21 protein-coding genes are annotated in these 25,708 nt (G+C 29.9%); 17 read left to right on the plus strand and 4 right to left on the minus strand.

What is annotated here, in order from left to right:
- A partial coding sequence (locus AAFP94_RS08230; protein ID WP_316662094.1) for a hypothetical protein occupies positions 1-1,812 on the minus strand: 1,812 nt, incomplete at its 3' end.
- Positions 1,813-2,165: 353 nt separating this feature from the next.
- Here AAFP94_RS08230 and AAFP94_RS08235 point away from each other — a divergent pair.
- The 15 genes from AAFP94_RS08235 (at position 2,166) to AAFP94_RS08305 (ending at position 21,921) form a co-directional block, all read left to right on the plus strand.
- Positions 2,166-3,251, plus strand: a complete 1,086-nt coding sequence (locus tag AAFP94_RS08235; protein ID WP_316662095.1) for a glycosyltransferase family 4 protein — start codon at positions 2,166-2,168, stop codon at positions 3,249-3,251.
- Positions 3,252-3,254: 3 nt separating this feature from the next.
- Positions 3,255-4,214 carry a glycosyltransferase family 2 protein gene (locus tag AAFP94_RS08240; RefSeq protein WP_316662096.1) on the plus strand — a complete coding sequence of 320 codons (960 nt, stop codon included), beginning with the start codon at positions 3,255-3,257 and terminating at the stop codon, positions 4,212-4,214.
- A 3-nt stretch (positions 4,215-4,217) separates the two neighbouring features.
- Positions 4,218-5,561: a murein biosynthesis integral membrane protein MurJ gene (gene murJ, locus AAFP94_RS08245; RefSeq protein ID WP_316662097.1), complete on the plus strand. Its 1,344-nt coding sequence runs from the start codon at positions 4,218-4,220 to the stop codon at positions 5,559-5,561.
- Positions 5,561-6,670 (plus strand): O-antigen ligase family protein, encoded by a 1,110-nt coding sequence (locus AAFP94_RS08250; RefSeq protein WP_316662098.1) that lies wholly within the window; start codon positions 5,561-5,563, stop codon positions 6,668-6,670. Before murJ ends, AAFP94_RS08250 begins: the two co-directional genes overlap by 1 nt.
- A gap of 4 nt (positions 6,671-6,674) precedes the next feature.
- Positions 6,675-8,525: an asparagine synthase (glutamine-hydrolyzing) gene (asnB, locus tag AAFP94_RS08255; protein ID WP_316662099.1), complete on the plus strand. Its 1,851-nt coding sequence runs from the start codon at positions 6,675-6,677 to the stop codon at positions 8,523-8,525.
- Positions 8,525-9,616, plus strand: a complete 1,092-nt coding sequence (locus tag AAFP94_RS08260; RefSeq protein ID WP_316662100.1) for a glycosyltransferase — start codon at positions 8,525-8,527, stop codon at positions 9,614-9,616. The genes asnB (AAFP94_RS08255) and AAFP94_RS08260 overlap by 1 nt, the downstream gene beginning before the upstream one ends.
- A complete protein-coding gene (locus AAFP94_RS08265; protein WP_316662101.1) occupies positions 9,606-10,769 on the plus strand; it encodes a glycosyltransferase in 1,164 nt (387 codons plus the stop codon). The genes AAFP94_RS08260 and AAFP94_RS08265 overlap by 11 nt, the downstream gene beginning before the upstream one ends.
- Positions 10,769-12,661: an asparagine synthase (glutamine-hydrolyzing) gene (gene asnB, locus AAFP94_RS08270; RefSeq protein WP_316662102.1), complete on the plus strand. Its 1,893-nt coding sequence runs from the start codon at positions 10,769-10,771 to the stop codon at positions 12,659-12,661. Before AAFP94_RS08265 ends, asnB (AAFP94_RS08270) begins: the two co-directional genes overlap by 1 nt.
- Positions 12,662-12,666: 5 nt before the next feature.
- Positions 12,667-13,761 carry a glycosyltransferase gene (locus tag AAFP94_RS08275; protein ID WP_316662103.1) on the plus strand — a complete coding sequence of 365 codons (1,095 nt, stop codon included), beginning with the start codon at positions 12,667-12,669 and terminating at the stop codon, positions 13,759-13,761.
- Position 13,762: 1 nt separating this feature from the next.
- Positions 13,763-14,971, plus strand: coding sequence for a DegT/DnrJ/EryC1/StrS family aminotransferase (locus AAFP94_RS08280; protein WP_316662104.1), 1,209 nt, complete (start codon positions 13,763-13,765; stop codon positions 14,969-14,971).
- On the plus strand, positions 14,968-15,558 hold the full coding sequence (locus tag AAFP94_RS08285) for a sugar transferase (RefSeq protein ID WP_316662105.1): 591 nt from the start codon (positions 14,968-14,970) through the stop codon (positions 15,556-15,558). The genes AAFP94_RS08280 and AAFP94_RS08285 overlap by 4 nt, the downstream gene beginning before the upstream one ends.
- 171 nt (positions 15,559-15,729) lie before the next feature.
- Positions 15,730-16,875, plus strand: a complete 1,146-nt coding sequence (locus AAFP94_RS08290; RefSeq protein ID WP_316662106.1) for a DegT/DnrJ/EryC1/StrS family aminotransferase — start codon at positions 15,730-15,732, stop codon at positions 16,873-16,875.
- A complete protein-coding gene (locus tag AAFP94_RS08295) occupies positions 16,865-18,766 on the plus strand; it encodes a polysaccharide biosynthesis protein (protein ID WP_316662107.1) in 1,902 nt (633 codons plus the stop codon). Before AAFP94_RS08290 ends, AAFP94_RS08295 begins: the two co-directional genes overlap by 11 nt.
- A gap of 18 nt (positions 18,767-18,784) precedes the next feature.
- Positions 18,785-19,558, plus strand: a complete 774-nt coding sequence (locus AAFP94_RS08300; RefSeq protein ID WP_316662108.1) for a polysaccharide biosynthesis/export family protein — start codon at positions 18,785-18,787, stop codon at positions 19,556-19,558.
- Between the two features lie 5 nt (positions 19,559-19,563).
- Complete coding sequence (locus AAFP94_RS08305) at positions 19,564-21,921, plus strand: GumC family protein (RefSeq protein WP_316662109.1); 2,358 nt, start codon at positions 19,564-19,566, stop codon at positions 21,919-21,921.
- Here AAFP94_RS08305 and AAFP94_RS08310 read toward each other — a convergent pair.
- Positions 21,918-23,090, minus strand: a complete 1,173-nt coding sequence (locus tag AAFP94_RS08310; RefSeq protein WP_316662110.1) for a proline dehydrogenase family protein — start codon at positions 23,088-23,090, stop codon at positions 21,918-21,920. The genes AAFP94_RS08305 and AAFP94_RS08310 overlap by 4 nt on opposite strands.
- 94 nt (positions 23,091-23,184) lie before the next feature.
- Between AAFP94_RS08310 and aroB the strand changes: the two genes are divergently transcribed.
- Positions 23,185-24,252, plus strand: a complete 1,068-nt coding sequence (gene aroB / locus AAFP94_RS08315; protein ID WP_316662111.1) for a 3-dehydroquinate synthase — start codon at positions 23,185-23,187, stop codon at positions 24,250-24,252.
- Positions 24,253-24,344: 92 nt separating this feature from the next.
- Positions 24,345-24,644, plus strand: coding sequence for a hypothetical protein (locus AAFP94_RS08320; RefSeq protein ID WP_316662112.1), 300 nt, complete (start codon positions 24,345-24,347; stop codon positions 24,642-24,644).
- A 1-nt stretch (position 24,645) separates the two neighbouring features.
- Here AAFP94_RS08320 and AAFP94_RS08325 read toward each other — a convergent pair whose 3' ends face one another.
- Both AAFP94_RS08325 and AAFP94_RS08330 read right to left on the minus strand, forming a co-directional pair.
- Complete coding sequence (locus tag AAFP94_RS08325) at positions 24,646-25,161, minus strand: DinB family protein (protein WP_316662113.1); 516 nt, start codon at positions 25,159-25,161, stop codon at positions 24,646-24,648.
- A 54-nt stretch (positions 25,162-25,215) separates the two neighbouring features.
- Entirely contained in the window at positions 25,216-25,695 is a 480-nt protein-coding gene (locus AAFP94_RS08330) for an Lrp/AsnC family transcriptional regulator (RefSeq protein WP_316662114.1), read from the minus strand.
- Positions 25,696-25,708: the final 13 nt, after the last annotated feature.

Consider the following 25,708-nt stretch of genomic DNA (forward strand, 5'->3'; position numbering starts at 1 on the left):
TGCAGTAAGTGTTGTACTGCTTCCTTGGCAAATAGAAACGTCTTCTCCTGCATTAGCTGCAATATTGCCTGGTTCAGGCTGAACAACAATTACAGCGACAGAATCTTCATTACTACATCCATTTTGGGATACTTCTACAGAATAGGTTGTTGTAACATTTGGGCTAACGGTAATACTCTGTAATGTTGAACCATTACTCCATTGGTAACTCGTTCCTCCTGTAGCTGTGAGCGTTGTGCTTTGTCCTTCTTCTATGGTAACATCTGCTCCGGCATTCGCTTCAGGGATTTCGTTAACTGTGACTACAACTGAATCAGTATCTGATTCTCCTCCACTACTAACGGTAACTGTATATGTACTTGTGCTTGCTGGACTCACTTGTATGCTGGCTGTGGTTTCACCTGTATTCCATAAATATTGGTCTCCACCAGATGCAGTAAGTGTTGTACTGCTTCCTTGGCAAATAGAAACGTCTTCTCCTGCATTAGCTGCAATATTGCCTGGTTCAGAGTCTTTTTTTTCAACTATGTATGAAGGTGCATATTGTCCTCCAAATGCATTATTCCAATTGCTTCCAAACATAACTTTTGAACCATCTCTATTAGGAACTGCTTGAGCTTCATGACCATATCCAGCTGTATAATCTGAATGATGAATTGCAAATCGCTCAACCGTATTAGATCCGTCCAATTTTATAGCAAATATTTCTCTTGCAGCAACTGGATGATCTGTGCAACAACCTTCACTTACATATGCCCATCCAGGTCGTTTTGTATTTCTTAAACTTACATGTCCTCCCCAAATACCAGTCAATCCATTATGATCTTCTTGTGGCCAGTAAAATAAGGGTGTTACCTGTGCATTATCTAAATGAATCATAGCTAAATAATAATCTTCATCCCATGTGCTAGAATCTCCAAACTGAACTAGTACGTCATTTCCATTCGCATCAAATCCCATATCTCCATGTGCTGTATTGTTGTAAAGATGAGTTTTGTTGGTCAAGTCTATATTGTATCTTTTATAACCTTGATATTCACCAGAGCCACTAATTCCATAAGCAAGTATTGCATACTTGCCTGATGGGCTTATAGAAAACCATTTAATGTTCTGATTACTCATGTCTCCCAAATTCAGTTCTCCTACAATTATATCATTTTTAATATCATAGGTTATAAGCGTTATTTGACTACCATTTGAACCTATAAGTCCAACATATTTATCATCAGCAGATTGGTTTCCTTTATTGTAACCAAAATCTATTTTTGCATATGCATCAAAAGAATGCAAGGTATTGGTTTGATTAGTATTTACATTAAATGACACAAATTTGTTAGCAGGAGTACCGTACATAATATTAGGTTGTGTATTACTCCATTTTGCTTCACTGGGAACATCACTCCAAAACAGAAATTCGTAGGATTCTCCATCTAGAATTGCAGATGGAAAACTTTGCAACATTATTAATGAGCCATCACTATTCCAAGGCTGTGTTACAGGATAATGATGTCTTAAGTTCCCCGCAGAAGTCCCAAAAACCTGGCTATCACTTATTCGAGTAACAGTGTTGTTGAATGAGCTCTCGATAAAAGGTGTCAAATATTCTGGCGCTTGACCGGAAGGCGGCAGATAATTTGAATAATTAATTGATGATAATTGAACATCATCAGGGTAGTTTTGTCCTTTAGCTACTATTATAAATAATAAAAAAACAATCCAGTAAAAATTCCTGTTCAAAAGGAATTTAGAGCAACATTTAATCATAGTATTTGGGGCTTTTACTATTTTATAGCCTAAATCTATCGAAAACATTTTTTTTAAAATCTAAACGATTTAGATTTTTCGATGAATTACAAAATTTTTGTAGGTTATTTCTTTCTTAATATACATTTAATAGATATTGAATGCATTTTATCGATAAAAATTAAGCTATAAAAAGAAATAAAGGTTTATATACGGAAGAAAGTATTGTTTCGGACGATGAAAAAATGTTAAAACTTATAACTAAAATAAACATTATCAAATGTGCATTTCAAATTGTAAAATTGTTATTTCATCTAATTAAATATTAAGATTAATTACAAACAGCTGAAAATTGTTACTTTTAAAAGCTAATAACATTTACATTTTGTAATAATGTATAATGCCCAAACCTACTGTATTAATTGGAAAGAAAAAAAATTGTCTTCATTATACCCAGCCTTACATCTGGAGGAGCAGAACGTGTTGTCTCGATTTTGGCAAATATGTTATTGGAATTTTATGATGTAAAGATCATTCTACTTTATAAAAACAAGCCTTTTTATTTTCTTGACAAAGGAATAAGTATAAAATTTTGCAAGCGAACTTATAGCAGAAAATCTAATTTTTTTAAATCTATAATTAATCATGTTTACATGATCAAACAAGTATTTAGATTTACAAAAGGTCAAGATATTATTATAGGTTTTACAACAACCTGCAATGTTTATGCTATAATTGCTTCTAAACTTATAAAAATACCCAGCATTATTAGCGAACGGATAAATCCTAATTACAGTGTGGAAAATAAGTTTTGGAATACAATTAGAAAAAAAATATATCCTAAATCTGATATGGTAATATTACAGACTGGTAGTGTTAAAGACTTTTATAAAAGATTTATAAATGAAAATAAACTAACAGTAATTCCAAATCCTATTGACCCAGAACTTCAAAACCGTATTAACGTAAACCAAATAAAAGAAAATATAATTCTAACAGTTGGTAGATTTACTAAACAAAAAAATCATGAAATTTTAATAAATGCTTTTGCAAATATTCCACACAATAACTGGAAATTATTAATTATTGGAGATGGAGAAGAAAAACAGGCATATAAAAAGCTGATTCGTGATTTAAATAAAGAAGAGTACATTTTTTTAGTAGAAAGAACTACTGATATTCACACAGAATATAATCGTGCAAAGATTTTTGCATTAACTTCAGATTATGAAGGATTCCCAAATGTACTTATAGAAGCTATGAGTTTTGGTATTCCATCTATTTCAAGTGATTGTCCAACTGGACCTTCGGATATCATTGAACACAATAAGAATGGTTTACTTTTTCCTGTTAATGATCAAAAGGCATTAGAAACTCAATTAATTGAATTAATGAACAATGAAGAATTAAGAATTATTTTAAGCAAGAATGCTGTAAATTCAGTATCTAGACTAAATGCAGATAATATAGTCAGTCAATGGAGAACGATTATTAACAAGTTGCTGTGACCTATGAGACTTAAAGAATTATTACCAAAATATGAACCCGCAAAAGAAATTTCAAATTTTGAATATAAATTTACTGTGTTTACTCCTGTTTATAATCGTGCAGATACTTTACATCGTGTTTTCGATTCTTTAAACAAGCAAACATTCCGAAACTTTGAATTAATTATAATTAATGATGGTTCTACAGATAACTCACACGAAGAAATATCTAAACATCTAAAACATGTTGACTTCAAAACAACTTATATTAATAATGAAGTCAACAATCACAAAATGGCATGTTTGATACAGGGAATTTCCTTGGCAAAAGGAGAGTTTTTTCTTCCATTTGACTCTGATGATGAATGCACAGAAGATGCATTGGAAATATTTCATGAGCGTTATAATTCTATTCCAAACCATTTAAAAGAAAATGTAAGCAGTGTTACATGTTTGTGTAAAGATCAATTTGGAAAACTTGTTGGCGAAAAATTTGATTCAGATCCATATTACAGTTCTACCTTTAATAATATCTTAATTAATAGATATAAACTTGAAAAATGGGGTTTTACAAAAACAGAGATTTTAATGGGTGTAAAAATTGACCCTTACCTCTACTCTAGAGGATACATACCTGAAGGCGTTATCTGGAATATGCTTGCTAAATTAGGTTATAAAACTATGTACATTAATGAAATTTTACGTGTCTATTATTTAGATACAGGAAACAGCATTACTGGAGAAAGTTATAGTAAAAACACTCTTGGATTAGCTGTGTATTCACTCTGTATTTTAAACTGGTTTTATAAAGACTATTTTTCAAAAAATCCCATTTTATTTTTAAAATGGATATACTATTTACTAATGGCATCAAAGAATCTGGAGTTTTCCATGAAAGACATATATTCATCAATTGACTGCTATTTTTTAAGATCTGTATTTGTATTATGTTGGCCATTTAGAAAATTTATAAAGTTTAAATAGTAAGTGACAACTCTAAAAGATCAAATAATATCTAATTTCAAAAGGGTTTTAAAAAGCCCTACAACTTTTAATATCATAACAGTTGTTATTATTACTGTAGTTGTAAAAGGTTTTGGTTTTTATAAAGAAGTTGTTGTTGCTGGTTCGTTTGGACTATCAGAACTGTTGGATACCTTTTATATAGCAGCATTACTCCCAGGATTTATTAACCAAGTATTTTTAATTGCTTTTAAGGCAGTTTTTATACCCAACTACATTGCAGAATCTAAAACCACAAAAAATATTGGTTCATTTCAGTCTATGAGTTTTTTGGTAACTATAGCTACTGGTCTTTTTTTTATATTAATAGCATATCTGATCACGGATGTTTTTTTGGATGTTTTTTTTAAAGGACACACTGAAAGCTATTATCAATTAATAAAAATTCAATTTTATTATTTAGTACCATGTATTTTATTATGGGGCTTGTCATCACTATTAAGTGGTTTATTAAATGTTTACCATGAATTTAGGCATTCCTCCATTTATCCTGTCCTAACTTCCGTCGCCATGCTTATCTGTTTAATCTTTTTTAAAGATGAATTACAAGAAACAGTACTAGCAGTAGGTATGCTTATAGGATGTGTAGCAGAGGTTTTCTATTTAGCTATTGTTTGCTTAATAAAGAAAGTTATAAAGTTAGCGAAGCCAAGTTTTTCAGGTAGGAATGTGCAAATAATGTTCAAACAATTACCAGCAAGAATTTCATCTGGTTTACTTACGGGTTTAATCCCAGTTACCGACCAATTTTTTTCAGCTCAATTAATAATTGGTTCTATTGCTGCATTAAACTATGGAATGAAAATTCCTGCGTTTTTTTCTACCCTAATTATTATGGCTTTAGGTAGTGTGCTACTGCCCTATTTCTCTAACTTAATAATTGACAATAAAGAAAATGCATTTAAACAACTCAACTATATTTTAAAATTATTGTTCTTCGGTTTAATCCTTATTGTTATTCCATTATTATTTTTCTCTACTACTCTAATTGAACTTTTATTTGAACGAAATGAATTTACACATGACGATACAATTATAGTAGCTAGTGTCCAAAATGCATTTTTAATTGCTATTCCTTTTGCAGTATGTGGCGATGTTATAGTTAGATTTTTGACAAGTATCAATAAAAATGCTTTTTTGGCTTATGTATCTTTGGGAAGTGTTATTTTAAATATCATTTTTGATTTTATATTGATGAAATTTTACGGTATTTTAGGAATTGCTATCTGCACCTTAATTATTGAAATCATCAAAAGTTTCTTTTTGTTAAAATTTGTTAATGCACAGAAAAAAATATTCTTAAAATAATGCAAATCTTCAAATATATATTACTCACATTAGTACTATTAAGTTTACCCACTTTTGGTCTGTATGCTTTTGGCCCTGGTGTAGGTAGTGCATTGGTTTTGTTAATGTTTATTGGAATTTTAGGGTATTTCTTTCTTAATAAAAAAGAAAAATTTGTATTTCCATTTTTAGTCCTTGGTTTAAGTTATTATCTAATTTCTGGAGTGAATTTTTCTGGATTTCTCGAAGATTATATTAATGATATCATTAAGTATCTAATTTTTATTATTCTTACGGGCTATTTAATAAAACAAACCAAACAAATAGAAGTTTGTATTATTCTGCTCATTGGAGCTTTGAGTATACTTGTTAATGTTATTCAGTTTCCTAATAGTTATGGACGTTATAGCGGACTTTATCTTAATCCCAATACAGCAGGAGTTGTTTGTCTTTTAGGATTTGCATATAGTTACTCTATCAAATCATTAAAATATAGATTGCTATTGCAATTTTTATTCACAATCGCAGGTATAATGACTTTTTCAAGATCTTTTATATTGGTTTTAATTCTAGTTAATTTGGTATCAATGATTTCCAATAAAAAAAATATTATTGGTCTTTTGATCGGAGCTGTAGCATTAGTTATTATTCTTGGTACAACTACTTTACAACTCAATTCTAAAAGATTTTCCGCACTTAAAAGCATTTTTTCAGATGATGTAGATAGAGAAGCTATTTCAGAAAACCCAAGAAATGAAACTTGGGCTTTATATACAGATGTCGTTTTAGACAAGCCAATTTATGGTCATGGTTATAAAAGTATGCAGGGAAAAGAAACGGATACTGTAGGGATAAAGGCTGGTGTTCACAATACATACCTAATGGTATTGGGTGAATCAGGTTTAATTCCTTTTTTATTACTTACTTATATCTATGTATTTATTTTTATTAAAAGTCTCAAACATTTTTCTGCACATCCAGAATATAATTATTTGTCAATAATTTTAATCACTTATTTACTAGTTTCACATAATTTTTTTGACAATTATTTAATTTTATTTATTTCAATATGGTTATATATCAAAGTAAAGGAAAGCCCAGAAATCATTAACCCAATAACCAAATCTTAAACCCATGTGTGGTATCTACGGATCAACAATAAAATACTCAAAAGAACAGGTAAAACGAAAGCTAGAGAGAACCGATTTCAGAGGTCCAGATAAACTTGATTTTAAGTTTTTAGGCTCTGAAGCAAATCCCACAATCTTTGGTCATAACAGGTTGTCAATTATAGATTTAGACCCAAGGTCCAATCAGCCATTCTCATACAATGAGCATTGCCACATTGTTTTTAATGGGGAAATTTACAATTTCAAAACCATTAAAAAAGATCTCCTTCAAAGTGGCTACGAATTTAAAACTACAAGTGACACTGAAGTTATTTGTGCCGCATATTTAGAATATGGTAACGCTTGTGTTAATAAGTTTAACGGTATGTTTGCCTTTGTGATTTATGATGTTAAAAAGCAAACTCTTTTTGGAGCAAGAGACAGATTGGGGCAAAAACCATTTTATTATTTTCATGATCGTAAAAATTTTGAATTTGCTAGTCAGATTTCTCAAATACAGTTATTTAATGACAATCTCTCAATATCAAAAGATAATATAAGCAATTATCTGGCTTGGGGAGCGGTTCCTGACCCAAATTCAATTTTCAATGAAATCAAAAAACTTGAGGCTGGACACTACTTTACGTATAACCTAATTAATAATGGTTTAAAAATTGAACAGTATTGGGACATAGATTATCATGGTTCAAATCCATTCCAAGGTAATTATCAAGATGCCAAGCATATCTTAAACGATTACATTAAAGATGCTGTATCCATAAGATTATTTGCTGATGTTCCGGTAGGTATATTTTTATCTGGTGGTGTAGATTCTTCAGTTGTAGCGGCACTGGCAACACAAACAACATCTAGTAAGGTAAAAACATTTTCTGTAAAGTTCAATGAGAAGGGATTTGATGAAAGCACATACTCAAAGCAAGTCGCTGACCATTTACAAACAGACCATCATATCATTGAGTGTAATTATAAGGAAGGTATTGATTTGATTGATAATTTTTGCTACTACTATGATGAACCTTTTGCAGATTCATCAGCAATCCCATCAATGTTATTAGCAAAGTATACTAGAAAGCAAGTTACTGTGGCATTATCTGGAGATGGTGGTGATGAAAGCTTTATAGGATACCAACGCTATCATTGGATGAAGAAAGCAGATTTAGCATATAAAGTTCCTCTTTCTTTAAGAAAACTTTTGTCTAGTATTATGCATCTTACTCCAAATTATAGGGTCAAAATATTAGCACATGCTTTAAAGTACAATGACGCAAACAGCATTTATTTGGCGTCTATGACAGGAATTAATCTTTCATGGTTAGAGACTGATCATAATCATTTGGATTTTGATGAAAAAAAGTATTTGTTTCACAAGAATAAAAATCTTTATGAACGTATTTCGGACTTTGATTTAAAAACTTACCTAAATTGGGATATTAACACAAAAGTAGACAGAGCTACGATGGCTTATTCGCTTGAAGCACGTTCGCCATTAATGGATTATAGAATTGTAGATTTTGCACGTTCTCTTCCCACCAATTTTAAATACCAAGGTAAAAATCAAAAGCGAATATTAAAAGATGTTTTATACGATTATGTACCAAAACATATATTTGAAAGACCCAAAGCTGGTTTTACAATGCCTTTTAAGGAATGGTTTAAAGACGAACTGAAAGAATATGTGCTTACAGAGTTAAGTGATTCTAACTTAAAAGATATTCCTTGTATTAATCCAAAAGAAGTGAGTTTTATGATTCAACAGCACATGAACGGCTCTTGGAATAGATATCCTCTTATTTGGAAGCTATTAGTTTTAAAGCAATGGTTAAAATCTAACGGAAAAGGTTATACAATTAAATAATGCCTGAAAAAAAAATAAAAATAACCTTTATTTTACCATCACTATCTGCTGGTGGTGCAGAACGTATTATGTCTTTTATTGCACAAGAACTCAATCAAGATATCTTTGAAACAACCTTACTGGTTATCGGTTTTGAAAAAGACTCTGTTTACAATACAGGAAAAACAAATACTATCTTTTTAAATAAAAAACGTGTTTTACATGGAACCATTGGATTATTCAATTATTTCAGAAAAGCTAAACCAGATATAGTTTTAAGCTCAATTGTTCATTTAAATACGCTCACAGCTTTTTTATCTGTTTTCTTTCACAAAACCAAGTTTATAGCAAGAGAAGCCAATGTGTTGAGCGAATTAATAAAATATAACCATTATACTAAAGTTTACTTTCCTAAATTTTTAACTGTATTTGCTTATAAATTGATTGATTGTATCATATGCCAATCTAAAGATATGAAAGCAGATATGGCCAAAACCTATAATATTCCTGAAAGAAAACTTGTACTAATAAACAATCCGATTACGAGTGACTTGAAACCAAAGTTGAAATCTAGAAATAGCATGCATTTACTTTCAATTATTACTGTTGGAAGATTAAGCAAGGAAAAAGGATATGAAAGAATTATTGAAGTACTCTCTAAATTAAATTTTCCATTTAATTACACAATGATTGGAGATGGTATAGAAAGAGAAAACCTAATGTTACTTATCAAAGAAAACAATTTAAAACATAATACAAAGCATATACCCTATACAAAAAATGTGAATAATTATTTGAAAAAAAGCGATCTTTTCTTGCAAGGTTCTTATGTAGAAGGGTTCCCAAATGTGCTGTTAGAAAGTTGTGTTGTTGGTACTCCTGTAGTGGCATTCAATGCTCCAGGTGGCTTGGATGAAATTATTGAAAGTAATGTGAATGGCTATATTGTGAACAATGTGGAAGATTGTGTGGACTATTTAAATAATCTATACACAAATTTTTATTTTAAGCCAGAATTAGTAAGTCAAGTTGTAAATTCAAGGTTTAATAAAAAAACCATTTTAAAGCAATATGAATCTCTGTTTGTAAACATTTTTAAAAATGCCTCCTAAAAAGAAAATAGCATTATTCTCAAATTATTTAAGTTTTGGTGGCACAGAACGAGTAGTCAGTTTATTATGTAATGAATTAACTAAATATTATAATGTTTCTCTGATAATTATCTACAACAACATTGAATTTCCAATACATAAAGATGTCAATATAATTGTACTTACCAACGAAAATTTTAATCAAAAGCAATCACTGTTATCCAAAGTTTTTCTTTTTTTTAAAGTTTTATTTAGGTATCGCAAGGCATTAGAAAAAAATAATATTGAAACTTCCATTTCTTTTCTAGTTCTGCCAAATTTGATTAACAGTTGTGCTAAAATTTTAAATGGTAAACTAAAAACCATAATAAGCGAACGTTGTTTTCCTTCAAAAATGTATTCATCAATTAAATTTTCAATGCGCTCATTTAAATTTATTGTTAAAAGCTTTTATAATAAAAATGATTTATTGTTTTCAAATTCTGTATATATTAATGAAGATTTAATTCAAAACTTTGGATTAAAAATTTACACCAAAGTTGTTTACAATCCAATTCAATTAGCCCAACAAAGAAAGGATTTATCTAGCTATGATAAGCCTTCACAAGAATTTAAAGTTATATCTATTGGTCGATTAATTGAAGAAAAAAACCATAAAGGCACCATTGAATCTATCGATTTATTACCTTCAAATTATACACTGGAAATTTTTGGAAATGGTTCTTTAGAAAATGAATTAAAATTGACTTCTGCCAACTTAAAATTGGAAGAAAGAATACATTTTAAAGGAAGTGTGAACAATGTTTTAGACTATTTAGTAAAAGGACACTGTCTTGTTCTTTTCTCTAATACAGAAGGATTTCCAAATGCTATTTTAGAAGCCATGTCTGTGGGCCTGCCAGTAATATCAAGCAATTGCATGTCTGGTCCATTAGAATTACTTAACGAAAATCAGTCCGTAAGTATTGAAACAGGAAGCTTTTTTAAAGCCAAATATGGTATTTTAGTTAATGTTAATGATATTCAAGGTTTGAGCAAAGCTATTCAGTTTTTGCAAAAAAATAATGATATAAGGCTACATTATTCAGAAAAGGGGCTTGAAAGAGTTAAAGAGTTTGAGGTTTCAAAAATCGGACTAGAAATGAACAATTTAATTAACAAGATTAATATTTAATGTGCGGAATTAATGGTGTCATATCATCCAATAAAGTTGATCCTTCTAGCATAAAAAGCATGCTACAAACCATGAATCATCTTATTATTCATCGCGGTCCAGATGATGATGGCTTTTTTGTTGGCTCTAATGACCATTATTCTATAGGTATGGCTATGAGGAGGCTTTCAATTATAGATTTAAATACGGGAAGTCAACCCATTTATAATCAAGACCAAACAATAGTTATTGTATTTAATGGAGAGATCTATAATTATCAAAAACTAAAAAATAAACTTATAAATGAAGGTGTGGTATTCAGTACCAAAAGTGATACAGAGGTTATACTTAAAATGTATGAAAAATATGGAACTGAAAGTTTTAAAGAATTGGATGGAATGTTCGCCTTCAGCATTTTTGATAAGAATAAAAACAAAATTTATGTTGCCAGAGATTTTTTTGGAGAAAAACCATTGTATTACTTTAAGAATCAGGATAAATTTATTTGGGCTTCAGAGTTAAAATCAGTAGTTGATCAATTAGATTTTAAACCTCAAATATCAAAAAAAGGACTTAGTTTATTTTTTAAATTGACCTATACTCCTGCTCCATTTACAATTTTTGAAAATATCTACAAACTTGAAGCAAACCATTACATTGAGTACAATTTAAACTCTCATGAGTTTGAAATTCAATCTATTGATAAACTTGAAAGAAAACAAGAACAAAATATTTCATTTATAGAAGCAAAAACCCAAGTGCATGATTTGGTCATGCAAAGCATAGAAAGCAGAACGGTATCTGATGTCCCTATTGGTACTTTTTTATCAGGAGGCGTAGACTCTTCAATTGTAAGTTTAGGGGTTTCGCAACTAACAGATAAAAAAATTGATACTTTTTCCATTGGTTTTAAAAAAGCTTCTTTTAACGAAACAGATAAATCCAGACTTGTTGCAAAGCTTATCAAAAGTAATCATCATGAGTTTATGTTGTCTGAAGATGATTTAAAAAATGACCTTGATAGTATCCTTTCTAACTTTGATGAACCTTTTGCAGATTCTTCAGCTTTACCAACTTATTTTGTGTCTAAAAAAACCAGCGATTATGTTAAGGTAGCACTTACAGGTGATGGTGGCGATGAAGTTTTTGGTGGCTACAATAAGTATTACATGGGTAAATTAAATAAGAAATATACCTATCTTGTTCCTCGAAAATTACATGAAGCTTCACAAAATATTTTAAAAAAAATACTTTCTACAAAAGATGACCAGCGCGGAAAAAGATTCAAAATAAAAAAGCTCATCGATTCAGTAAATTATGATAATGACTCATACTGGAATATTATTTCGCTTGGCTTTTCTAAAGAATTATCAGAATTGTTTTTACCAGAATATAAACATTCAGGTGTATTTGATTACTACAAAACAAAATCAGGAATAGAAACCCCAAAAACATTATTCGACTTTAGAGAAATAGATAGACATATAAGTCTTGAAGGTGATATGTTAGTAAAAGTAGACAGAACAAGTATGCTAAATTCTTTAGAATGCAGAGCACCTTTTTTAAATAAAACACTTTGGGATTATTCTAATAATCTTCCAGAAGGATATCTTTTAAATAAGTGGAATAAAAAATATATCTTGAAAGAAGCATTTAAAACCTATTTTCCTGAAAATTTTCTTGAAAAACCAAAACAAGGTTTTGTTGTTCCTGTTGGAGATTGGTTACGTTGTAGCTTAAAAGCTGAATTAGAATCTTATATTGACCAAGAATTTTTAGACAAACAAGGCATTTTTAATTGTAATTTTGTCATACCTATGGTAAAGAATCATATTTCAAAAAAAATTGACAATAGCTATCAGATTTGGGCATTTTATGTATTCCAAAAATGGTATTGCAATACTTACAATTAGTTTCTATGGCAAAGAAAATATGCATTGTTGGTGGTGAAGATGTACATAAACGAATACCGCTTTCTAAATATCTTATTGATGCTGGATATAACGTTACAATAATAGGTTCTAGTAAACACAAATTCCCAGAAAATACAACCTATGTTTCTTACAGTTTAAATAGAAACTTTGCACCTTTTGATGATTATAAAACCTTAAAATGGTATAAAAGTTTTTTCACGAAAAATAATTTTGATTTAATTCACACCTTCGATACCAAACCAGCATTTTTGGTTCCTCTAGCCTTACGTAACACCAAAACACCCATAAGTAGAACTATAACGGGCTTGGGAATTATTTTTAACAAAGAATCTTTTTCTAATTTTATTTTGCGAAAATTCTACTTTATTTTTCATAGAATAATTAAAAAAAGAGTTTCTAAAACCATTTTTCAAAATTCAGACAATAAGAATTTGTTTTTAGACAAAAACTTAATGCAAGATCAAAATTATGATATTATTTATAGTAGCGGAATTGAATTAAATAATATTAAAGATAAGGCCATACGTATAGGCAACCCTTTTACATTTATATGCGTTTCACGATTGATTTATGAAAAAGGTATTATTAATTATTTAGAAGCAGCAAAAATTTGTAGAGATAATGGTTATAATTTCAAATTCCTTCTTGTTGGACCTTTAGAAGAGAATTCAAGCAGCCTAAATGAAGACATTTTAAAAAATCACGCCCATTTGGTTGAATGGTTGGGGCAACGTAACGATATTCTAAACGTACTATCAAAATCTGATGCTTTTGTATTACCAACATTTTATGGCGAAGGATTTCCAAGAGTATTACTTGAGGCTGCAGCAGTTGGATTACCAATAATTTCAACCAATGTTACTGGTGTTCGTGAATTTGGAAAACATCAAAAGGATTTCTTATTAATAGAACCTAAAAATTCAAAGATATTAGCAGAAACTATGATTATTTTAGCAAGTGATAAACAGCTATGTGATACGTTAGCAGAAGATGCATTAAATCAAGTTGAGGAATTTAGTTTAGAAAAAATTTCTAATCAATATATAGCTATCTTTGATTCACTTATAAAGAAACAATAAAATGAAAATCCCCTTTTCTCCACCAGACATCAATGACAATGTGATAGATGAAGTTAAAAACTCTCTAATGTCTGGGTGGATTACGACTGGACCTAAAGTTAAAAGATTGGAAGAACTCGTTTCAAAATATACACCTTCTCCAAATACGCTTTGCGTAAATTCTGCAACTTCGGGGTTAATGTTAGCTTTAAAATGGTTCGAAATTGGTCAAGGTGACGAAGTTATAATACCGGCATATACATATGCTGCAACGGCTTTAGCAGTTATTCATGTTGGTGCTACGCCTATTATGGTTGATGTAGAAAATGATTTTAATATTTCTCATACAAATATTGAAAAAGCCATCACAAAAAAGACAAAAGCAATTATTCCAGTAGATATTGCAGGTTGGCCTTGCGATTACAATAAAATAAATGATTTAGTAAAACAGAAAAACCATTTGTTTGAGCCAAATGGTGAGAATCAAGAAAAACTTGGTAGAATTTTAGTTGTTTCAGATTCTGCTCATTCAATAGGTGCTAAATACAAAAATAACTACATTGGCGCTGCAACAGATATTACTGTATTTTCATTTCATGCGGTTAAAAATGTTACCACGGCAGAAGGTGGTGCTTTATGCATAAATTTACCAAAACCATTTAACAATCAAGAAGTATATGATTATTTAAGACTTTATACTTTAAATGGCCAAACCAAGGATGCTTTTACAAAATCTAAAGCTGGAGGATGGAAATATGATATTGCATTTGCTGGTCTAAAAATCAATTTACCCGATGTCCTTGCTGCAATAGGTGTAGCTCAATTGCCAAATTACTTTGAGAACACCTTACCTAAAAGACGGCAAATCTTTGACTTTTATCAAAAATCTTTTTCAGATAATGATTGGGCAATATTGCCTCCTTTTAAATCTCAAGATAAAGTTTCATCTTGTCACGTTTATGCGTTAAGAATTAATAATGTAAAAGAAGAAACCAGAGATTTAATTATAGAAAAAATTACAGAAAAAGGAGTCGCTGTAAACGTTCATTTTCAGCCATTACCACTTTTGACATTATTCAAAAATCTTGGTTATAACATTGAAGATTTCCCTATGGCATATAAGAATTACAAGGGAGAAATCTCATTACCCATATATCCTCAACTTACTGATAATGAATTAGATCATATTGTTAGTTCTGTAAAAGAGTCAGTAGAATTGGTGCTTTTATGAAACGTGTTTTTGACATACTTTTTTCTTTTATTGGTCTGATTTTATTGTTTCCTTTTTTTATCATAATATCCATAATTATTATGGTTGAATCTAAAGGCCCTGTGTTTTTTTTACAAGAACGTGTTGGGATAAATAATAAAGATTTTAAAATTTTCAAATTTAGAACCATGTATGTAGGTTCTGATAAAAAAGGGCTTTTGACAGTTGGAGACAGAGATCCTAGAGTAACAAAAGTAGGCTACTTTTTGAGAAAGTATAAATTTGATGAAATACCTCAACTTATTAATGTTTTTATTGGCAATATGAGTTTTGTTGGCCCGAGACCAGAAGTAAGAAAATATGTTAATCATTATTCTGAAAATGATCTTAAAATACTCGCAATAAAACCTGGCATTACAGACTATGCATCCATTCATTTCAGAAATGAGGCAGAACTATTAAAATCAGTAAAAGATCCTGATTTACTTTATGTTAAAGAAATATTACCTGAAAAAATTCGTCTCAACAAATTGTACTTAAACAATCCTACAATCTATCAAGACTTCAAAATAATTTTAAATACGATACGAGTTGTTTTTTCAAAATAAAATTTACCAGAAAAACAAAATCTTGTCTATTTACAATCTATTATATATAGATAAAGTGTTCAAAAAATTGGATGAAACTTGATAACTTTAAAAAAATAAAATATAACAACGTCGAAATTAGTTATTTATCGTATTTATTTGACCGTGACTAATTAAACTTTGATATTTACTATGAAAAATAAAATTTCTGCCTTGAAATCTAAAATCTGGTTGTCGCCTCCACACATGAGTGGGTATGAACAAGAGTTTATAGATGAGGCATTTAAAACAAATTGGATTGCTCCATTAGGACCTAATGTTATTGGTTTTGAAAAAGATATTGAGTTGTATCTGAATCATAATTCTCATGCTGTAGCTTTAAGTTCTGGTACTGCAGCAATTCATTTGGCTTTAATTTTATTAAATGTTGGTTGTGGAGATGAAGTTATATGTCAAACAAAGACATTTGCTGCGTCTGTTTACCCTGTTATATATCAAGGAGCGAAACCAATATTTATTGATAGTGAAAAAAAAACCTGGAACATATGTCCAGAATTGCTTGAAAAAGCTATAAAGGAAAGAGTTGCCTTAAACAAAAAACCTAAAGCAATTATTGCTATAAATTTGTATGGTATGCCCTATAACGTTGAAGCTATAAATAGAATATCCAAAACCTATGCAATTCCTGTAATTGAAGATAGCGCTGAAGCTATTGGTGGAAGTTATAATAATATAAAGTGTGGGACTTTTGGAGATTATTCTGTCTTCTCATTCAACGGAAATAAAATAATTACTACTTCTGGCGGTGGTGTATTAATTACACGTAACAAAGAAGATAAAGAGAAAGCCGTTTTTTTGGCAACTCAAGCAAAAGAAAAAGGTGCTGAATATTCTCATTCGACTATTGGTTATAATTATCGTCTTTCAAATATATTAGCTGGAATTGGTCGTGGTCAAATGAAAGTACTAGATGAAAGAGTGAATTTAAGAAGGCGTAATTTTAATTTCTACTATGAACATTTAGGCACATACAAAAATATTTCTTTCTTAAAAGAACCTAAAGGCTATTCTTCAAATAGATGGCTTACTTGTGTTGTTTTTAAATCAAAGAAGGTTAGAGAAGAAATTAGATTGTTATTAGAAAAAGAGAATATAGAATCTAGGCCTTCATGGAAACCTATGCATTTGCAACCCGTTTTTAATACTTTCCCAAGTTATTTGAATGGAACTTCAGACGAATTATATGAAAAGGGATTGTGTTTACCTAGTGGTTCCAATTTAACTTTGGATGATTTAAGTAGAATCGTTAAAATAATAAAGTCATACTTTGAGCAGTAATATTAATAACATATTAAAAAGATTATTTGATAGGTACGCCTCAAAATGGCTCGTGCTTTTATTTGATTTATGTGTTGTAGCTTTTACCTTTTTTATAGCTTATTTAATTAGGTTCAATTTCGAAATAGATTTTAACTTCTATACTTTTTTAAAACAAATCCCATTTGTGCTTACTGCAGCTGTAATAAGTTTTATAATTGTTGGGTCTCATAAAGGCGTTGTCCGATTTACAGGTGTCAAAGATGTGATCAATATTATTGTTGGAATAAACATCCTTGCAACAATTTTAATCATCACCACTTTTATGAGTAGAAAATATGATTTTGACTATGTATTCGATATACCTGGTTCAATCATTTACATTCATCTTCTATTAAATGTATTCTTTCTTATTGGTGCTAAATTCTTTATCAAATCTATATACAAAAGTGTTATGCAGGACTATGAAGAAGAAACTAGAGTTCTTATTTATGGCGCTGGAAATTCTGGATTAATAACTTATGAAGCTCTTTCAAACGACGCAATGAGCAACATCAAGGTCATTGGATTCATAGATGATAATGAAAGTAAAGTAGGCAAAACAATCAATCTCCTAAATGTTTACCATCTAAGCAAATTAAACAAAGATTTCATTGCAAAAAATAATATTGAGGAGGTTATTATCTCTATACAAAATGCTAGCTCAAATCGTTTGTTAGAAATAACTGGAAAGTTATTTCAATTGAATCTTAAAGTGAAAATTGTACCACCAGTTCAAAATTGGATCGATGGAGACTTGAGCCTAGGACAGATTAAAGACATTAAAATTGAAGACCTATTAGGTAGAGAGCCTATAAACATTCATAATCCAGATCTTATAGAAGAATATGATGGTAAAGTTTTACTTATAACAGGAGCCGCTGGTTCTATTGGCAGTGAGCTTGTAAGAAAATTATGTGATTATAATTATAAAAAATTAATTCTAGTTGACAATGCAGAATCTGCTCTCTATGATTTACAACAAGAATTAATTCAAAAAAAGGCAAAAAACTTCGAAGCCGTTGTCGCCGACATCAGAGATTCTGTAAGGTTAGATTTCATTTTTAATAAATACAAACCAAAAATTGTGTTTCATGCGGCAGCATACAAACATGTTCCATTAATGGAGCAAAATCCTTATGAAGCATTAAGTGTAAACGTTATAGGCACAGACAATACAGCAAAGTCATCGGTTAAACATGGTGTTGAGAAGTTTATATTAATCTCTACAGACAAAGCCGTAAATCCTACAAACGTTATGGGAGCAACCAAAAGAGTTGCAGAAATCTGTATTTGCTGTAAAAAAGAAACTCAAGGAGGTAATACTAAATTTATCATTACAAGATTTGGAAATGTTCTTGGGTCAAATGGTTCTGTAATACCTCTATTTAAGCGACAAATTGAATCTGGAGGACCAATAACTGTTACACACAAAGACGTGATTAGATATTTTATGACTATTCCAGAAGCGAGTCAGTTAGTCTTGGAAGCGGCTTCAATGGGATTAGGCGGTGAAATTTTTGTGTTTGATATGGGTAAGCCTGTTAAAATATTTGATTTAGCTGTAAATATGATAGCCTTATCTGGATTGAAATATCCTGAAGATATAGATATTTCTATTTCAGGATTACGCCCTGGTGAAAAAATATTTGAAGAACTTTTAGCAGATGGAGAAAAAACCAAACCAACATATCATGAGAAAATAATGATTGCTAAATGTAAAACGGAAAATATTAATGATCAAGAGATAAAAATAAACGAGTTGTGCTCTTTAAGTCCAACTACACAAAATATTGAAATTGTTTCAAAGATAAAAGATCTAGTTCCAGAATACATTCCAAACAATTCAATGTATGATGCATTAAATCTTTAAATTTAACAATCTAAAATCATGAAGTTAAAAGTATTCTACATAATAATATTACCCGTTGTAATTTCATTTACTTCTTGTGGTTCAAGTAAAGAGATTGTTTATTTCCAAGATGAAATAATAGAAAAGAATGATCAAATTCCAACGGAATCTGAATTGATATATAAGCCAAATGATTTGTTAACCATTGTAGTTTCTGGGTTAGATCCAGAAGCCGTAAAACCTTTTAATTTACCAGTAATAGCTAACAATAATTCCTTGATTAAAGCTCAAGGCGAACTGAAAATGCAAACCTATTTGGTAGATTTAAATGGTTTTATAGAATTTCCAGTTCTTGGAAATATAAAACTTGGAGGGCTTTCAAGATCTCAAGCTACACAATTGTTAAAAACAAAGTTAGAAGATTATATAAAAGACCCTATTGTAAATATAAGACTTGCAAATTTTACTGTAACTGTTTTGGGAGAAGTAAACAATCCTGGAACCTTTACTGTTGAAGATGAAAGAATTTCTTTAATAGAAGCTATAGGCCTTGCAGGCGACTTGACCATTTATGGTAAAAGAGAGAATGTATTTTTAATAAGAGAAGATAATGGTATAAAACGTTTTACAAAATTTGATCTTACCTCAATTAAGGTTGTAAATTCACCTAATTATTACTTAACTCAAAATGATGTAATTTATATTGAACCTAATAAAGCTAAAGTAAGATCATCATCATACAATCAAAATAATGTAATTATTATTTCTGCTGTTGCTACATTAGCAACTATCATAGCTATTTTAATAAAATAATAATAATGGCAAAAAACACAACAGAACAAAAAGAATATTTTAGAGATATTATAGATGTCTATCTTTTAAGATGGAAATTTATTGCTTTTTGTACAGTTGTTGCCCTTGTTTTAGCGTTTTTATATTTGCGATATGCAGATTACCAGTATAGAGCTATCGCTACGATTAAAATCACTGATGATAAGTCCAAAAATAAGCTTCCAGAAATTTCTAATCTTCAAAATTATGGCTTATTCAAAACAGATTTAAACAATGTTATTGATGAAATAGAAGTCCTTAAATCTAGGGCCTTGATTACTGAAGTCGTAAAAGACCTAAAATTTAATGTTCAGTGCTTTGTTGAAGGTAGAATTAAAGCGGTAGAAATATATACCAACCCACCATTAAATATAAACTTCAGTGCATCAGATTCTATAATCCATAAAGTCGATACCACTTTTTCAATAAAGATCAAATCTCCTACATCATTTCTCTTTAAAGGAATAGACAAAAAGTCTTTTGCTAAAAAAGGAAAGGAAATTGAAGAAGATGGTGTAGTTTACAATTTTGGTGAAAGTATTGAAACAGGTTTTGGTGATATTATAATTACACCAAATATAGGTCAGTATGCGGCTAAAATTGATTCTAATATTAAGATTAAAATCTCTCCTTTAAATTCAGTTTCAAGCTTTTATAAAAGCAAATTACTTTTAGAAACAAAAGAAACTTCTAGTGTTATAAAGCTTACCATTAATGACAATCTAAAAGAAAAAGGAAAGTTGTTTCTAAACAAACTTATAGAAAAATATAATCAAGATGTAGTAAAAGATAAACAACTGGTTGTAAAAACTACATCAGATTTTATCAATAATAGATTAGAGGTTGTCTCGAGAGAACTAGAAGAGGTAGATTTAACTGCAGAATCTCTGCAACAAAAAAATAAATTGACTGATCTACAAACTCAATCGGACATTTTTTTACAAACGGAAAAAGAAAATGAAAATAAGCTTATAAATACTGCAAATCAGATACAGCTTATTGATTATATGAACGAATATTTAAAGAATAGTTCTTCTGATTTACTTCCTGCCAATATAGGTATCGCAGATGGTTCTATTGATCAAATAACCAAAAGACATAATGAACTTGTTTTAGAAAGAAATAGGATTTTAAAGAATTCTAGTGAAATTAATCCTACGGTTATTAACTTAAATAATCAAATAGATGCCATTAAGCAAAATTTAGACCAAAGTTTAAACAATGTAAAATCTACAAATCAAATTACTTTAGATAATTTATATGCTGAAAACTCAAGAATTAATTCACAAATATTTTCAGCACCAAAAAAAGAAAGACAATTTAGAGATATTAAAAGACAACAAGATATTAAAGAAGCCTTGTACTTATATCTATTGCAAAAACGGGAAGAGTCTGCTATTTCATTGGGAGTAACTTCTTCAAATGCTAAAATTATAGATCCAGCCTTTGCTTCATCAAAACCTGTGTCTCCCAAAAAAGTAATAATCATTCTTGCAGCACTATTATTAGGACTTGGTATACCAATAGGTTTGATATACATCTTGAATTTAATGGATACAAAAGTTCATACCTATAAAGACGTAAAACAAATTATTGATATTCCTTACATAGGTGAAATACCAAAAGCTACCAAAAAAAGCTTATTAATTTCAGAGATTGATTACTCTCCAAAAGCAGAAGCATTTAGAATTATTAGGACTAATCTAGAATTTATGCTACAAGGCATTAAAAATAGATCACGAACAATTTTTGTCACTTCAACGACAAACAAAGAAGGGAAATCACATACATCAACTAACCTAGCTTTATCTTTATCATATTCAAAGAAGAAGGTTCTAATAATAGAAGCGGATATTAGAGTGCCAAAAACGACGACTTATCTTAATATTAAAAATGATATAGGTTTAACCAATTTTATTAGTGATACTGATTTAAAAAGTGAAGATATTATTAAAAATGTAAATGGAAATGATTATTTGGATATTATAACTGCTGGAGCTATTCCTCCTAACCCATCAGAATTGCTAATGAGTGATCGTGTGCAATTATTGTTTGATGATGTAAAATCTAAATATGATTACATTATTGTTGATACTGCAGCGGTTGGTCTGGTAACAGACTCATTGCTTATTAGCAAGTATGCAGATATGTTTATTTATGTTGTAAAAGCTAATTATCTTGACAAACGTCAACTTTATGTAGCTCAAAATATGTATAACGAAAAACGCTTACCGAATATGGCCGTTTTAGTTAATTATGTAAATTTTAAAAAAGGTTTGGGTTATGCTTACGGTTATGGAAAAAATCCAAATAAATCTTCTAAAAAATGGTGGAAATTTTCTTAACACTTCCTTCGTGCTTTTTCTTTTGTTAACAAATTAAGCTCTCTTCCTGTTTGCCCAGCTACAGAAGTATTTTCTTCTGCCCTTCTTATAAGGTAAGGCATAACATCTTTTACTGGACCAAAAGGAACATATTTAGCTACATTGTAGCCTCTATGAGCCAAATTAAAACTTATATGATCACTCATACCGTAGAGCTGACCAAACCATACATGACTGTCATCATTTTTAATACCCTTTTGTTTCATGATATCTATAATTAAATAACAACTATCCTCATTGTGTGTGCCAGCAAAAAGAGACATAACATCTAAATTATCCAACATATACTTCACACCATCATTAAAATTGGCATCTGTTGTTGCTTTATCTTTACATATTGGAGTTGGGTAACCCTTCTCCTCTGCTCTATCATTTTCCTTTTCCATATAAGCACCTCTTACTAATTTAAAACCCAAAAAGTAGTTGTGTTCTTTAGCCAATTCATGTTGTTGCTTTAAGTAAGCCAACCTATCATGTCTATACATTTGCAAGGTATTATAAACAATCGCTTTTTCGGTATTATATTTTGCCATCATTTTAGACACTAAATGGTCTGCAGCATCTTGCATCCAACTTTCTTCAGCATCAATTAAAACAGCTATATTGCTGTCTTTTCCAGCTTTACAAACCTTATCAAAACGGTTCTCAACACGTTGCCATTCTTCTTTTTCTTTATCATTTAGCTCCTCACCTTTTCCAATTTTTACGTAAAGTGAAAATCGTCCAAAACCTGTTGGCTTAAAAACAGCTATTGGCATATGTTTTTTTTCTTTTGCAAATTCAATGATTTCAAGAGTCTTTTTTAAAGCAAAATCGAATTCTGATTCGCTCTCTTTTCCTTCAACCGAATAATCTAATACAGAACTTACTCCTTTTTCATACATCTTTTCAATTACCGGCAAACAGTCATTTTCATTTACGCCTCCACAAAAATGATCAAAAACTGTAGAGCGAATAAGACCTTCTATTGGCAAGTGAGCTTTGATAGCAAAATTCGTGGCTGCTGTGCCAATCCTTACCAATGGCTCTATTGATATCATTTTAAACAAGAAATAGGCTCTTTCAAGCTCTGAATCACTCTTAAGGCTAAAAGCTATTTCTGTATTTTCAAAAATTAATTCAGTATTCATTTTAAATAATTTATTAACAAATATAATTATCATATATCTACTTTTTTAAATAAATCTCCTTAATTTCGAACAGTGAAAATTTAGTTGTAATTATATGAATTCTATTACTGCAAACGATTGTGTCATTCATTTTAATGAGTCATCTTATCAAGCTTTGAATGAACACTTAAAAACAAGTAACTATTCAAAAGTTTTTATTATAGTTGATGAGAATACTCACAAGTATTGTTTGCCTTCATTTTTAGAAAACATCGAAGGCTTAAACGATACAGAAATAATTGAAATTGAATCTGGTGAGACAAATAAAACTATAGAAACTTGTGTAGGTATATGGAATACACTTTCAGACCTTGAGGCAGATAGAAAAAGTCTTATTATAAATCTTGGTGGTGGTGTTATAACAGATTTAGGAGGTTTTGTCGCTTCAACATTTAAAAGAGGGATTAAATTTATTAATGTTCCAACTTCATTATTATCGATGGTCGATGCATCAGTTGGAGGAAAAACTGGTGTAGATTTAGGACACTTAAAAAATCAAATAGGTGTTATTATAAATCCAGAAATGGTTATGATTAATACTGAATTCTTAAAGACTTTACCAAACATTCAATTAAAATCTGGAATGGCAGAAATGCTTAAACATGGGCTTATAAAGTCTAAAGCTTACTGGGAAAAATTTTCTGACTTATCAAATTTGACTTATAAAGATTTAGATGAATTAATCTACGAGTCGATATTGATTAAGAAAGACATTGTTGATCAAGATCCTTATGAAAAAAAATTGAGAAAAACTCTGAATTTTGGTCACACACTAGGGCATGCAATTGAATCCTATTTTTTAAGCAATCCAAGTAAAAAAGAACTCTTGCATGGTGAAGCAATTGCTATAGGTATGATATTAGAAACTCATATTTCAACTAGTCTTTTGGGGTTTTCAGAAGATTTATGTCAAAGTATTAAAGCACTGATGATTAAAACTTATGGTAAAGAGCAAATAGATGCTAAAGACTTCGAACCTATCGTTCAACTTTTGAAATATGATAAAAAGAACGAACATGGAAATATCAATTTTGTATTACTAGAAAAAATTGGCAAACCTAAAATTGATTGTACTGTTGATGAAGAATTAATTTATAATGCTTTTAAATTTTATAATAGCTGATTTTGAATTAAAATAATTTGTAAATTTATTGTAACTGTTTCCGAAATTGAACTAAATGATATAATTTAATTGTTAATCATAAAATTGTTACAATGCGCAGAATTATTGTAGATTATAAAAAAGTAACTCCAGAAATTCTTAAGCTTTTAACTGAAAAGTTTCCAGATGGATATGATGATGATGACATTATCACTTTTGACGATCATCACAACCAAACTATTGATGCAGTTGAGGTTAAAACAGATGATGCTGTCTATTTAGTAAAGGTGAACAGTCGTCTTCATTATTCAATAGCCAATTTTGATAACCTGGAAATTGAAACGGATGATCTTGGTAATGTTATCTTGAATAATGATTTAAAAGAAGATGTGTTTAATGACGAAGAAGAGTAACTTAAAGATATCTCTCTTTAATGATATCTACATGATGCTTTTCATGCCCAACTATTACAAAGGCAATAGCTCTAACCGACATCTCTCCACCACTGGCAACACCAATATTCTTTAAAGTATCATCACTGAAACTTTTAAATAATAATATAGTAGATTTTCTTGATGCTGCATATTCATTTATCAAACTTTTTACACTTCTTGAATTTGCCTTACACACTTTTGCATAATTATTTTCATCAAAACTAGGTAAAGGCGTTTTATCTTCTCTCGCAAAACATAAAGCCCTATAGGTGAAAACTCTTTCGGCATCAATGATATGTTGAATTATTTCCTTAATAGTCCATTTACCTTCAGAATATTGATATTCAAATTTTTCATTTGGAATAGAATTAAAAAAAGACAATGTATTGCCCAAAGAATCTTCTAAACCATTTATTAAATCAGAACAATTGGCTTTCCCGATATAACTAGAATAGTATGGTAAGTACTCTCTTGTAGGTAATTTAGATGAATTCATTTAAGGTGATTTTAGTTTAACACTAAAAAAAGCTCTTAAAAAAGAGCTTATCGATTATAGTTCGTTAAAAATAGAATGCATAAGTCGTTTTTTATCATTTATGCTTTCTTCTAAAGATATCATTGTTTCCGTACGATGAATACCTTCTATATCATCCAGCATAAAGATAATGTCTTTAGCATGTTCTGTGTTTTTAGCTCTAATTTTACAAAAAATATTGAATTTACCAGTTGTTATATGGGCAACTGTAACATAAGGAATATTATTTATACGCTCTAATACAAATTTAGTTTGAGATGTGTTTTGCAAGAAAATACCAACATAAGCAATAAAAGCATATCCCAACTGATTATAATCTAAAGTTAATGACGAACCCCTTATTATACCTGCATCTTCCATTTTTTTTACTCTAACATGCACTGTACCCGCAGATATCAGTAATTTTTTTGCTATATCTGTAAATGGAATTCTAGTATTATCGATCAACATATCTAGAATTTGGTGATCAATTTCATCTAATTTAAACTTCCCCATTATTTGTAATTTT

Origin of the sequence: Gilvirhabdus luticola (assembly GCF_040117515.1) — a bacterium.
Taxonomy (GTDB): domain Bacteria; phylum Bacteroidota; class Bacteroidia; order Flavobacteriales; family Flavobacteriaceae; genus Gilvirhabdus; species Gilvirhabdus luticola.

Excerpts from the sequence above, each read along its gene's own strand:
- AAFP94_RS08240 (WP_316662096.1), top strand. The coding sequence starts at position 3,255 with ATGAGACTTAAAGAATTATTACCAAAATATGAACCCGCAAAAGAAATT.
- AAFP94_RS08250 (WP_316662098.1), top strand. The coding sequence starts at position 5,561 with ATGCAAATCTTCAAATATATATTACTCACATTAGTACTATTAAGTTTA.
- asnB (WP_316662099.1), top strand. The coding sequence starts at position 6,675 with ATGTGTGGTATCTACGGATCAACAATAAAATACTCAAAAGAACAGGTA.
- AAFP94_RS08260 (WP_316662100.1), top strand. The coding sequence starts at position 8,525 with ATGCCTGAAAAAAAAATAAAAATAACCTTTATTTTACCATCACTATCT.
- AAFP94_RS08265 (WP_316662101.1), top strand. The coding sequence starts at position 9,606 with ATGCCTCCTAAAAAGAAAATAGCATTATTCTCAAATTATTTAAGTTTT.
- asnB (WP_316662102.1), top strand. The coding sequence starts at position 10,769 with ATGTGCGGAATTAATGGTGTCATATCATCCAATAAAGTTGATCCTTCT.
- AAFP94_RS08275 (WP_316662103.1), top strand. The coding sequence starts at position 12,667 with ATGGCAAAGAAAATATGCATTGTTGGTGGTGAAGATGTACATAAACGA.
- AAFP94_RS08280 (WP_316662104.1), top strand. The coding sequence starts at position 13,763 with ATGAAAATCCCCTTTTCTCCACCAGACATCAATGACAATGTGATAGAT.
- AAFP94_RS08285 (WP_316662105.1), top strand. The coding sequence starts at position 14,968 with ATGAAACGTGTTTTTGACATACTTTTTTCTTTTATTGGTCTGATTTTA.
- AAFP94_RS08290 (WP_316662106.1), top strand. The coding sequence starts at position 15,730 with ATGAAAAATAAAATTTCTGCCTTGAAATCTAAAATCTGGTTGTCGCCT.
- AAFP94_RS08300 (WP_316662108.1), top strand. The coding sequence starts at position 18,785 with ATGAAGTTAAAAGTATTCTACATAATAATATTACCCGTTGTAATTTCA.
- AAFP94_RS08305 (WP_316662109.1), top strand. The coding sequence starts at position 19,564 with ATGGCAAAAAACACAACAGAACAAAAAGAATATTTTAGAGATATTATA.
- AAFP94_RS08310 (WP_316662110.1), bottom strand. The coding sequence starts at position 23,090 with ATGAATACTGAATTAATTTTTGAAAATACAGAAATAGCTTTTAGCCTT.
- aroB (WP_316662111.1), top strand. The coding sequence starts at position 23,185 with ATGAATTCTATTACTGCAAACGATTGTGTCATTCATTTTAATGAGTCA.
- AAFP94_RS08320 (WP_316662112.1), top strand. The coding sequence starts at position 24,345 with ATGCGCAGAATTATTGTAGATTATAAAAAAGTAACTCCAGAAATTCTT.
- AAFP94_RS08325 (WP_316662113.1), bottom strand. The coding sequence starts at position 25,161 with ATGAATTCATCTAAATTACCTACAAGAGAGTACTTACCATACTATTCT.
- AAFP94_RS08330 (WP_316662114.1), bottom strand. The coding sequence starts at position 25,695 with ATGGGGAAGTTTAAATTAGATGAAATTGATCACCAAATTCTAGATATG.